The sequence below is a fragment of the Oerskovia sp. NPDC056781 genome, assembly GCF_042789955.1.
Lineage (GTDB): Bacteria > Actinomycetota > Actinomycetes > Actinomycetales > Cellulomonadaceae > Oerskovia > Oerskovia rustica.
In genome coordinates, this window is sequence record NZ_JBHUAD010000154.1 from 1 (window position 1) to 9,406 (window position 9,406).

A 9,406-nucleotide genomic window follows, 5' to 3' on the forward strand; every position below is an offset into this window, starting at 1 on the left:
TTCGTGCTCCTGCCGGGTGGCTCTGCGCAGCAGGGCAACGGCCCGCTCAGGCCGACGGTGTGCCCGACGCTCCGCCGGCGACGGCAGAGGACCCACCGGCGAGGCGCGCTGCGGACGCGTCCTGCGCGTCCCGGCGCAGGATCCCGACGACGAGCAGCGCCTGCCCGGCGAGGTACGTGAGCATGACCCAGAAGCCGGACGACAGCGGACCCGGGATCTCGAAGCCGGGCACGAACGCCCCGAGGGCGATGAGCGCGTCGGAGACGAGGAAGATCGCACCACCGACGCCCGCGACCCGGTTCACGCCGGTCGACAGCACCGCCATGACCGTCAGGCACACGCCGTAGACCATGACCGGGACGAGCAGAGTGCCCGCGTGCGGGGCGCACACCGCGACCAGGGCCCCGAGCGCGACCCCGTAGGGCACGAGCAGGAGCGGACGGCGCAGCAGGCTCTCCCCGCGCCGCGGCCAGAACGCGGCCGCGTAGGCGAGCTGGGCGAGCAGGAAGAACCCGACCATGGTCAGGAAGGAGACGTCACCGCTCGACAGGTCCGGCGCGCTGTCGCCGAGCCACGAGAAGCCCAGCGCGACGAGCGTCCAGCGCACGAGGCGCGACCGTCGGCCGCCGGACGTCGCCGCCCACACGACCAGCGCGAGCAGCGGCATGACGAACCACTGCGTGACCTCGGCGAGCCGCTCGGCACCGGCCAGGTGCGCTCCGAGGTGCACCGCCGAGAGCAGCAGGAACGCCCCGGCCGCGAGCGCCGCTGGGCGCCGCCGCAGGGAGGTGGACGGGACGGGGGCGTGCGAGACGCGCGAGATCGAGGCAACCACGGTGTTCCCTTTCGAGGCGAAGGGCACCCGGGTCACGGGTGCCCCAGCAGCGCGGCACCGTTGCTGCGCTGAGCTGGGAACACGGTAGAGCCTCAGAGCTCGATCGAGTACATCCGTGAGCCGTCGGTCTTCTCGTAGCCGAGGCTCGCGTAGAGCCCGTGGGCGCCGGACGGGTTCTCGGTGTCGACGTCGAGCTCGGCGAAGTCGACACCACCCTCCTTGTAGGCGGCCATGCCCGCGCTGAGCAGGGCGACGGCGATCTTGCGCCCGCGGTAGGCGCGGCGCACGCCCAGGGTCTCGGTGTACCCGCTCGAGTAGCCCTGGACGGGCCAGTCGTGCTCGTAGCGACCGGACAGCAGGTACCCGGCCACGACCGGGACGTCGCCCGCGCTCCCGGCAGGAGCGGCGCCGTCGGGCAGGCTGCCCGAGGCTGCGGGCGAGTCGTCCACGACCAGGACGCTCCACTCAGGAGCGAACATGCTGCGCCCGTGCACCCAGGACTCGGGCGTCGCGGGCTCGCTGCCCCAGTGGTCGCGGAACGCGTCGTTGTGCGCGAGGCGGGTGGCCTCGTCGAGCTCGGGCGACCACGGCACGACGCGCAGCCCCTCGCCGAGCGTGACCTCGGGCACCGGGACCGACAGGTCGCGCCGCAGGTTCGAGTAGAAGCGGTTCGCGGTGAAGCCCGCGGCCTCGAACAGGCGGCACTCGAGCTCGTCGTCGTCCTGGGCGTAGCCCGCGATGCGGGCGGGCAGCTCCTTGCCCGAGGCCGCGAGGAGCTGGCGAGCACGCGCCGTCGACCAGGCGATGACCTGGCGGCCGACGCCCCGTCCCCGCCACTGCGGGTGCACGGCCCCCTGGACGAACGCGCGCACGACCGTCGTGTCGCCCGGGCGGGTCTCGACCGTCGCGTAGGCGCGCGGCTCGCCGTCGGCGTCGGTCCCGACGAGGGTGTCGCGGGTCAGGTCGCGCCACTCCCCCTCGAAGATCTCCTCGGTCTCCTCGAGCGCGGTCCGGTACGGGTGCTTGTCGTGCTCCTCGACGGCCGCGATCAGGCGAAAGAGCGCCGGGGCGTCCTCGACCACCAGGGGGCGCCACGTCAGTCCGTCGACCTGCGGGACGGGCACGGCGTCGGGCGCGGCGACGCGCTCGGCGATCGGGGCGAGGGTCTGACGGGCGGCGGGTGCAGGGCTCATGGGCACCACGCTAGGGTCGCGCGCCGGACGTGGCACCCTGTTTTCCCGGACGCCCCGGCCGCCCACGCTCCCCCGGCGTTACAGTTCCGCTCATGTCCCACGACGCCGCCGACGCCCGATCCGCCGCCTTCGCCGAGGCCCTGCGCACCCGCGTCGTCGTGGCCGACGGCGCGATGGGCACCATGATCCAGGAGCAGGACCCGAGCCTGGACGACTACCAGCAGCTCGAGGGCTGCAACGAGATCCTCAACGTCTCGCGGCCCGACATCATCGCGGCCGTGCACGACGCGTACCTCGCGGTCGGCGTCGACTGCGTCGAGACCAACACGTTCGGCGCCAACTGGTCCAACCTGTCGGACTACGACATCGAGGACCGCATCCGCGAGCTCGCCGCTGCCGGCGCGCGCATCGCCCGGGAGCGGGCCGACGCGTGGTCGACCCCCGAGCAGCCGCGCTGGGTCCTGGGGTCCATGGGTCCCGGCACCAAGCTCCCCAGCCTCGGGCACACGACGTACGCGAACCTGCGCGACACGTTCGCCGAGCAGGCCGCGGGGCTGCTCGACGGCGGCGTCGACGCGATCCTCGTCGAGACGAGCCAGGACCTGCTCCAGGCCAAGGCAGCGGTCAACGGCTCGCGCGCCGCGATGCGCGACGTCGGGCGCGCGGTGCCGGTCATCGTGCAGGTCACGGTCGAGACCACGGGCACCATGCTCATGGGCTCGGAGATCGGCGCGGCGCTGACCACGCTCCAGTCGCTCGGCGTCGACGCGATCGGGCTGAACTGCGCGACGGGCCCGGCCGAGATGAGCGAGCACCTGCGCCACCTGGCCAAGCACGCCGAGATCCCCGTGACGTGCATGCCCAACGCCGGGCTGCCGGTGCTGGGTGCCAACGGGGCCTCGTACCCCCTCACGCCGAGCGAGCTCGCAGCGGCGCACACCCAGTTCGTCACCGAGTTCGGCCTGGGCCTCGTGGGCGGCTGCTGCGGCACGACGCCCGAGCACCTGCGCCAGGTCGTCGAGGCGGTGCGCGCACGGCCCGTCGCGCCGCGCAGCCCCGCGCGCGAGAACGGCGTCGCGAGCCTGTACTCGCACGTCGACTTCCACCAGGACTCGGCGTTCCTCGCGATCGGCGAGCGCACCAACGCCAACGGCTCCAAGGCGTTCCGCGACGCGATGCTCGCCGAGAACTGGGAGGAGTGCGTCCAGATCGCGCGCGCGCAGACGCGCGACGGCGCCCACCTGCTCGACGTCTGCATCGACTACGTGGGGCGCGACGGCGTCGCGGACGCCCGTGAGGTCGTCTCACGTCTCGCGAGCGCGTCCACGCTCCCCCTCGTGATCGACTCGACCGAGCCGGCCGTCATCCAGGCGGGCCTCGAGCTCGTGGGCGGGCGCGCCGTCGTGAACTCGGTCAACTTCGAGGACGGCGACGGGCCCACGTCGCGCTTCGCGCGCATCATGCCGCTCGTCACGGAGCACGGTGCCGCCGTCATCGCGCTCACGATCGACGAGGAAGGGCAGGCGCGCACGGCCGAGACCAAGGTCGCGATCGCCTCGCGCCTCATCGACACGCTCGTGGGCGAGTGGGGCATGCGCCTCGACGACATCGTCGTCGACACCCTCACGTTCCCCATCGCCACGGGCCAGGAGGAGACGCGGCGCGACGCCATCGAGACCATCGAGGCGATCCGCGAGCTGGTCGCGCGCTACCCGGGCGTGCACACCACGCTCGGGGTCTCCAACGTGTCGTTCGGCCTCAACCCGGCGGCGCGCACCGTCCTCAACTCGGTGTTCCTGCACGAGGCCACGCAGGCCGGGCTCGACTCCGCGATCGTGCACGCCGCGAAGATCCTGCCGCTCGCCTCGATCCCCGACGACCAGCGTCAGGCCGCGCTCGACCTCGTGTGGGACAAGCGCGAGTACGACGCCGAGGGCAACCTCACGCACGACCCGCTGGCCCACCTGCTCGACCTCTTCTCCGGCGTCGACTCCGCGGCGCTCAAGGACGCGCGCGCCGCCGAGATGGCCGCGCTGCCCGTGGGCCCGCGCCTCGAGCGGCGCATCGTCGACGGCGAGCGCAAGGGCCTCGAGGCCGACGTCGACGAGGCTCTCGCCTCCGGCATCAAGGCGCTCGACATCGTCAACGACCACCTCCTGGAGGGCATGAAGGTCGTCGGCGAGCTGTTCGGCAAGGGCGAGATGCAGCTCCCGTTCGTGCTGCAGTCCGCCGAGGTCATGAAGACCGCGGTCGCGCTGCTCGAACCGCACATGGAGAAGACCGACGAGGCGGGCAAGGGCACCATCGTCCTGGCAACCGTGCGCGGCGACGTGCACGACATCGGCAAGAACCTCGTCGACATCATCCTCACCAACAACGGGTACACGGTCGTCAACATCGGCATCAAGCAGTCGATCGGCGCCATGATCGACGCGGCCGAGGAGCACGACGCCGACGTGATCGGCATGTCGGGCCTCCTCGTGAAGTCGACCGTCGTCATGCGCGAGAACCTCGAGGAGCTCGCCTCGCGCGGGCTCGCCACGCGCTGGCCGATCCTGCTCGGCGGGGCGGCCCTGACCCGCACCTACGTCGAGGACGACCTCGCCGGCATCTTCCCGGGAGAGGTCCGCTACGCCCGCGACGCGTTCGAAGGCCTGCGACTCATGGAACCGCTCGTCCGCGTGGCGCGGGGAGAGGCGCGCGACGCCGTCGGGCTGCCTCCCCTCAAGAAGCGCCGCCACGCGACCGTGACCGTGACGCAGACCCCCGTGGAAGACCTGCCCGCGCGCTCCGACGTCGCCGCGGACAACCCCGTGCCCACCCCGCCCTTCTGGGGCACGCGCATCGTCAAGGGCATCCAGCTCGCCGACTACGCCGCGTTCCTCGACGAGCGCGCGACGTTCATGGGCCAGTGGGGGCTCAAGCCGGGGCGGTCCTCCGACGCGGACGGCGCAGCCGGAGCCTCGTACGAGGAGCTCGTCCAGACCGAGGGCCGCCCGCGCCTCAACGCGTGGCTCGAGCAGATCCGCACCGACGGCATCGTCGACCCGTCCGTGATCTACGGGTACTTCCCCGTGTGGTCGGAGGGCGACGACGTGGTCGTCGCGCACCACGGGTCCGGGCTCGCGGGCATCGGGGCGCCCGACGGCGGCTCGGGCGGTCCCGTGGGCGAGGAACGGCTGCGCTTCACGTTCCCCCGGCAACGCCGCGACCGCCACCTGTGCCTCGCCGACTTCGTCAAGCCCCGCTCCTGGGTCGAGGAGACCGGGCGCTACGACGTCCTGCCCGTCCAGCTCGTCACAGTGGGCGACACGGTCGACGGGCACACCGCCAAGCTCTTCGCCGCGAACAAGTACCGCGAGTACATGGAGCTCCACGGGCTGTCCGTGCAGCTCACCGAGGCGCTCGCCGAGATGTGGCACTCCCGCGTCCGGTCCGAGCTCGGGTTCTCGGACGAGGACCCTGCAGACGTCCAGGGGATGTTCGACCTCGACTACCGCGGGGCGAGGTTCTCGCTCGGCTATCCCGCGTGCCCCGACATGGAGGACCGGCGCAAGGTCGTCGAGCTGCTTCGGCCGGAGCGCGTGGGCGTGGTGCTCTCCGACGAGCTGCAGCTGCACCCGGAGCAGTCGACGGACGCGTTCGTGTTCCATCACTCGGAAGCGAAATACTTCTCGGTGTGAGGTTCGGTGGCCTATCGCGGGTCTTGTGCGCTGGACCTCCGGCGGCGGTTCGACGACGCGACGGCGAGGGCTGCCCCGCACAGAAGGAACGTGCCAGCGGCGACACCGACCGCGTGGAGCGACGCTCCGGTCGCCGCGATCTCGTCCGGCCCGCTCGACACGGGCGCAGGGGCCGCGGTCCCCGGCGCCGTTGATGTCGGCTCGGGACCAGGCGTCGCGGCGACCACCGGTACGGTGGCGGTCACAGGCGGCGAGACGGCCCCGCCTTCCTGGCCGGTGGCCGTGGCGACGTTCGTCACCTGTCCGGCGGCGACGTCGTCGCTCGTGACGACGTAGCGTCCGCGACAGGTCGTCACGTTCAGCGGGGCCTCGCTCGCAGCGGAGAGCGTGGTCGCGTCGCACACGACGTCGGCGACCTTGTCGTCGACCACTGCGACGCCCTCGACCGGTGCCAGGCCGCTGTTCGTCACGACGTAGGTGTAGGAGATCACCTCACCGAGCCGATACGGCCCGGGGGCGTCCGGCGCCTTGGTCAGAGTGAGGATCGGAGCAGGTGCCACCGACTCCACCACGACGTTTCGTACCAGGTGAACGTCCGTGAACAGCCCCGTGGACGCCGAGAAGCCGAACTTGTAGCTCTCGGGCACCGGCTGGGGCGCCGGGAAGTCGAGGACCTGGTGCAGCACACCGTCGGCCCCCGCGATCGAGACGGTGACCCGCGGATCAGGCGCTGGGGTGACGACGACGTCGATCGTCCGTCGGTCCGGTCCGAGCAGGTCGTCGGCCCCCTGGGCCGAGATGCCCACCGGCATCGCGGCGGTGACACCCTGCAGCGAGACGGGAAGAGTCGACGGCCATGCCGATGCGCTCGGATCGTCCAGGTTCGCCGCCGTCGACGTCAGGAAGCAGTAGCCCAGGGTCGGGTCGGCAGGATCGCCAGGGCCGCGGACGGTGATCTTGTCCCGTTCCGGGATCCGGAAGGCCGTACCGGCAGGCGACACCTGGTCAGGCGGACACCCGAGGCTTCGGTCCTCCCAGTCACCGAAGTAGTTTCCCAGCACGTCGAGGCCGATGCCGAGATATCCCCGGTCGACCCCGGGGATCACCGGATTCGTGGGTACACCGTCGGGCCTCTTCTGGGCGTACCCGAGACTCCCTCCGAACGCCCCGGGACCGGTGAGCGCCGCCTCGCCGTCGACGAGGAAGAACGCGATGCCGTCTGCCGGAGCGATGCCTGCGGTCGTCGATCCGTACTGCCACTGCTCGAAGGTCACTCGCAGGCCTTGCGTGGCGGGGATCGCGGTATCGAAGAGGACCGCACCCGCCTGGTCGATGGAGGCGTCGGTGAGCTGCAGGTACCCGTAGGGCGCTCCGCTCAACGGTGGCGAGTTCACCGTGGTCGACTCAGGACACCCGCCGAGCGGGTGCGCTCCCGGGCTGGTCTGTCCCGGGGGCGCCCCGGTGAGACATGCCGAGCCGTAGGCGCTGAACAGCGGATCGGCAGTCCCTCCCGTGAAGGTCTCCGAGAGGTAGATCGCTCCCTGCGCCTGCGCCTGCACCGCCCCGAGGGCACACAGGGCGACCGTGGCGAAGCCTGCCGCCCAACGGGAGGGCGACCAGGATCGAACGCGAGCACGCGAACGTGCACGAGTGGTCGACGCCGAGACGTCGTCCCCGCGCGCTACACCAACGGTCGGGCTTCCCACCATGTCACGAGAGTCTCATGCCTCCCGTTCGTCGTCGATCGGTAGGCAGCGCCGTCGGCGCGGGACCGCGCGCCGTTCGGACACCAGCGCGGCCGAGCCACCTTGCCCGTCAGGGCGGCCGAGCCGCCTTGCCTGTCAGGGCCGACGACACGACGGCGAGCCCCCGACGTCCCTGCTCGGACGATGAGTTCTCCCCCGCCGCCCGGTCTACCCCCTGACCACGCCACCGACGCACAGGAGCACATCATGGGATCGATCGAGATCGAGCTGTTCACGACCCTGGACCTCGTCGGGCAGGCGCCCGGCGGTCCCGACGAGGACCCGATCGGGTTCCCGTTCGGCGGCTGGCAGGCTCCCCTGCTGGACGACGTCGCCGGGGAACAGGTCGCCGCCGCCTACGAGGGCACCGACGCCCTCCTGCTCGGGCGTCGCACGTACGACATCTTCGCCGCCTACTGGCCCCACCAGGAGGGCGGTCAGGACGACGACTTCGCCGCTCTCTTCAACCGCATCCCCAAGTACGTCGCCTCGCGCGGCAAGCCGGACCTGTCCTGGTCCGGGTCGACGCAGCTCGGCCCCGACCTCGTGGCCGCAGTGCGTGAGGTCCGTGACCGGCACGAGCACGTCAAGGTCGTCGGCAGCCTGGGCCTGGTGCAGACGCTCCTGCGCGAGAAGCTCTTCGACCGCCTCGACCTGTGGGTGCACCCCATCGTCCTCGGTGTCGGGAAGTCGGTGTTCGACGGTGGCGCCGTGCCCACCAACCTCACCCTCCTCGAACCACCGGCCGCCAGCCCTGCGGGCACCGTGCTCCTGCGCTACGGTCTTGCCGACGGCACGCCCGCGACGGGCGACATGGCGGCGGCGGACCGCGGCGTCGACCGCCAGGCCGACAACACCTGAGACGGGGCCACACATGGCGATCCAGCGACTCGACAACGTCGGCATCGTCGTCGACGACCTCGACGCGGCAGTCGCGTTCTTCGTCGAGCTCGGGATGGAGCTCGAGGGCCGGGCACCGATCGAGGGTGCCTGGGCGGGGGACGTCGTCGGGCTCGACGAGATGCGGACGGAGATCGCGATGATGCGCGTCCCCGACGGTCCCGGCCGGCTCGAGCTCAGCACCTACCACTCCCCTGCGGCCGTGGACATCGGGCTGGGTAGTACACCGTCGAACACCTTGGGCCTGCACCGCGTGATGTTCGCGGTCGACGACATCGACGACACGGTCGAACGGCTGCGCGGGCACGGAGCCACGCTCGTGGGCGAGATCGTGCGGTACGAGGACACCTACCGGCTCTGCTACCTCCGCGGACCGGAAGGGATCATCGTCGCGCTGGCTGAAGAGCTCGGATGACCGCGGGCTTTCGCTCGTCATTGTCCGACGACGTCACCCTCGCCGCCGGAGCACGTCACCGTCGGCACCGGGTTGCGTCACCGTCGGCGGCCGAGGGCGTCACCCTCGGCGCTGCGCATCGTCGCCCTCGGCGGCAGGCACGGCCGGGCAAGGCACGTCAGGAATTCGCCTGACGTGACCGCCGTCACCTTCGTAGACTGCGGGGCATGGCATCCCGCATCAGTGAGCTCGTCCTCGACTGCACCGACCCCGAGCTGCTCGCACGGTTCTGGAGCGGAGTCCTCGGCTACGTCGAGCTCGGACGGGAGGACGGGGCGATCGAGATCGGCCCGGCCGACGTCGGGTTCGGCGGCCTCCAGCCGACCATCATCCTGAGCCCCAGCAACGACCCGAAGACGGCCAAGCTCCCCCTGCACATCGACATCAACGCGGTCGACCGGGACCAGGACGCCGAGCTCGAACGCCTGCTGGCCCTGGGCGCACGTCGCGCGGACGTCGGGCAGACGGGCGACGAGTCGTGGCACGTCCTGGCCGATCCCGAGGGCAACGAGTTCTGCCTCCTGCGCAAGCGTCTGGACCCCTGACGCCGAGGTAGACCCGTGTGTGCGAGGTAGACCTCCTGGAGACCTACCTCG

7 protein-coding genes are annotated in these 9,406 nt (G+C 71.5%); 4 read left to right on the plus strand and 3 right to left on the minus strand.

Annotated elements, in window-relative coordinates; translation table 11 throughout:
- Window positions 1–46: 46 nt before the first annotated feature.
- Both ACFRCR_RS13130 and ACFRCR_RS13135 read right to left on the minus strand, forming a co-directional pair.
- Window positions 47–835: a lysoplasmalogenase family protein gene (locus ACFRCR_RS13130; RefSeq protein ID WP_377678090.1), complete on the minus strand. Its 789-nt coding sequence runs from the start codon at window positions 833–835 to the stop codon at window positions 47–49.
- A gap of 92 nt (window positions 836–927) precedes the next feature.
- Window positions 928–2,028, minus strand: coding sequence for a GNAT family N-acetyltransferase (locus ACFRCR_RS13135; protein ID WP_377678092.1), 1,101 nt, complete (start codon window positions 2,026–2,028; stop codon window positions 928–930).
- 92 nt (window positions 2,029–2,120) lie between these two features.
- On the opposite strand from ACFRCR_RS13135, the gene metH reads away from it, so the two are divergent.
- Window positions 2,121–5,711, plus strand: a complete 3,591-nt coding sequence (gene metH, locus ACFRCR_RS13140; protein ID WP_377678094.1) for a methionine synthase — start codon at window positions 2,121–2,123, stop codon at window positions 5,709–5,711.
- An 11-nt stretch (window positions 5,712–5,722) separates the two neighbouring features.
- Here the strand turns inward: metH and ACFRCR_RS13145 are convergent, their stop codons facing one another.
- Window positions 5,723–7,090, minus strand: a complete 1,368-nt coding sequence (locus tag ACFRCR_RS13145) for a hypothetical protein (protein ID WP_377678096.1) — start codon at window positions 7,088–7,090, stop codon at window positions 5,723–5,725.
- Between the two features lie 573 nt (window positions 7,091–7,663).
- Here ACFRCR_RS13145 and ACFRCR_RS13150 point away from each other — a divergent pair.
- The 3 genes from ACFRCR_RS13150 to ACFRCR_RS13160 all read left to right on the plus strand — a co-directional run bounded on the left by ACFRCR_RS13150 (window position 7,664) and on the right by ACFRCR_RS13160 (window position 9,355).
- Window positions 7,664–8,317 (plus strand): dihydrofolate reductase family protein, encoded by a 654-nt coding sequence (locus ACFRCR_RS13150; RefSeq protein ID WP_377678098.1) that lies wholly within the window; start codon window positions 7,664–7,666, stop codon window positions 8,315–8,317.
- Between the two features lie 13 nt (window positions 8,318–8,330).
- Window positions 8,331–8,771, plus strand: coding sequence for a VOC family protein (locus tag ACFRCR_RS13155; protein ID WP_377678100.1), 441 nt, complete (start codon window positions 8,331–8,333; stop codon window positions 8,769–8,771).
- 206 nt (window positions 8,772–8,977) lie between these two features.
- Window positions 8,978–9,355, plus strand: coding sequence for a VOC family protein (locus tag ACFRCR_RS13160; RefSeq protein WP_377678101.1), 378 nt, complete (start codon window positions 8,978–8,980; stop codon window positions 9,353–9,355).
- Window positions 9,356–9,406 lie beyond the last annotated feature (51 nt).

Excerpts from the sequence above, each read along its gene's own strand:
- ACFRCR_RS13135 (WP_377678092.1), bottom strand. The coding sequence starts at position 2,028 with ATGAGCCCTGCACCCGCCGCCCGTCAGACCCTCGCCCCGATCGCCGAG.
- metH (WP_377678094.1), top strand. The coding sequence starts at position 2,121 with ATGTCCCACGACGCCGCCGACGCCCGATCCGCCGCCTTCGCCGAGGCC.
- ACFRCR_RS13150 (WP_377678098.1), top strand. The coding sequence starts at position 7,664 with ATGGGATCGATCGAGATCGAGCTGTTCACGACCCTGGACCTCGTCGGG.
- ACFRCR_RS13155 (WP_377678100.1), top strand. The coding sequence starts at position 8,331 with ATGGCGATCCAGCGACTCGACAACGTCGGCATCGTCGTCGACGACCTC.
- ACFRCR_RS13160 (WP_377678101.1), top strand. The coding sequence starts at position 8,978 with ATGGCATCCCGCATCAGTGAGCTCGTCCTCGACTGCACCGACCCCGAG.